Genomic DNA, 1,731 nt, shown 5'->3' on the forward strand with positions numbered 1-1,731 from the left:
TTATCACAGTAGTGTGTCAGTTGTTTGCGATACGGCAAAATCGCTTCGGTATAGCGCTTAATATCCCCAAGGTGAGCACCGTATGAGTAGTGCGCTACCGCTCGCATAATAGCGAGCTGATATATACACTGGGCAACATTAACTCGCTCGCTAGGTGTGGTAAAATTACCTGCGTCGAGGGCTTCCTGTGTTTCTTTAATGCCAACTTCAATGTCGACTAAGAACTCTTCGAAATAATCGTTACTTCTCCGTGTATCGCGCACCTTTATCTCCTACTAATTCTCTTGCCAATGTACGAGGTCTTTGGGGTAGTATGGGTGGTCAATAAAGCTGCTATCATCAATATTGAATAATTTAACAACGAGCGCAATTTCCCAGCACCAATAGCCATCGTAAGCATCATTGTCCAGTAAATGAATATCAGGACTTTCCTCCAAAACGTACCAAGCCTCCATATAAGATTTCGCAAGTGCTGGACGTTGCTCTGGACTTCCTTCAACTACTTTGTAAAGCTTATCGAAACGTTTTTTGAACAGAGTATCCGCTGCTATTTCACGATCAGTGTCACCTAGCGCAATCGCAATTTTATCAAATAGTGCATCTTGTCCTTGATTTCCAATAAGCTCTAATAATTGTAAGTAGTAATCTTTTCCCATGTTTAAGCAGTAGGCGAAGCTAAATAACTTTAAATAGTTCCGTAAATCGCTTTGGTGCAACTCTTCTATAGGAATACGCTCAACTTGTTCTACGTCTGATAGAGCATCTGCAAAGTCCTTTTGCCATTTGCGATAAGTAAGCAGGTCCTGAATAAAAGCTCTAAACTCAATAAGGTCATCCCCTCGAGAGTATTTTACTTGGAGGTAACTTAAAACTTCGTTTATTAAGTTAAAGGTGCGTTTCATCCTCACCAAATTAGGACGATTACTAGAAGTGATTTTCTCAACATCTTCAGTTATTGCATCGCTATAAAACTCAACTGCTTCGTCAAAGTAAGCTTTATCTCTTAAAGTATCTCTTAACATCTTAATATCTCTTAAAATTTAAATTGATTATCAATCGTTTTAGCATCTTTACCAAGTACTTCAACAGCTAAGTTTCCATCTATTTCATTTCTAATTAATAGCTTTAGTACCGAGCCATCATCATCAGCTAAAGCATCAAGTATTTTTTTTCTATCTCTTCTACTTATACCTGCTTTTTCTAGCCGTTCGGCTGTGATCCAGTCATCACCCATTTGTCTACCATCTTTAGTCATACCTAATGGAGAGGTGTTATATTTGGCTTCTGTAATCACATAGTCCGGTGGTGGATTTGGGTGCAGATATATTCCGTCAATACCGGATTGTCCTGGTTTATAATTACCGTCGGTTTTACCTAGCGGTGTAAAACCATTTTCCAGCATTAATTGGTGTGCATTGTACTCACCAGTAGCACCTTTTCTATGATTTAGTGATTTATGCTGCGTAAAGTCACTAGGCGTCTTACGTGATGGCGGATTAACTTTGTTAACTGGGGCACCTTTGAGATCGTTTCCTTCTGGAGCTGCAAGCTCCGGTGCTTTAGATTTCTTCGGCACATTGGTAACGCCAACCTGTGGTAACTCCCCTTGATACTCATCCAGTGCTTTATTAACTCGCTGTCCGATTTCTTGGGCGGCTTGTTGCATATGCTGGTCGATTTTGGGGGTGACGTCGTCTAAGCGTTTTACCGTGGCTTGCATGCCTTCAATGG

2 protein-coding genes and 1 pseudogene are annotated in these 1,731 nt (G+C 40.6%); all 3 read right to left on the reverse strand.

Going from position 1 to position 1,731, the window contains the following annotated elements; all coding sequences use genetic code 11:
• A pseudogene (locus NH462_RS22795) lies at positions 1–263 on the reverse strand (hypothetical protein); the annotation flags it as partial.
• A 12-nt stretch (positions 264–275) separates the two neighbouring features.
• Positions 276–1,022 (reverse strand): PoNe immunity protein domain-containing protein, encoded by a 747-nt coding sequence (locus NH462_RS22800; RefSeq protein WP_010379486.1) that lies wholly within the window; start codon positions 1,020–1,022, stop codon positions 276–278.
• Between the two features lie 11 nt (positions 1,023–1,033).
• Positions 1,034–1,729, reverse strand: coding sequence for a hypothetical protein (locus NH462_RS22805; RefSeq protein ID WP_253107824.1), 696 nt, complete (start codon positions 1,727–1,729; stop codon positions 1,034–1,036).
• Positions 1,730–1,731 lie beyond the last annotated feature (2 nt).

The sequence above is a fragment of the Pseudoalteromonas sp. OANN1 genome, from assembly GCF_024124685.1.
GTDB classification, from domain to species: Bacteria; Pseudomonadota; Gammaproteobacteria; order Enterobacterales; family Alteromonadaceae; genus Pseudoalteromonas; species Pseudoalteromonas piscicida.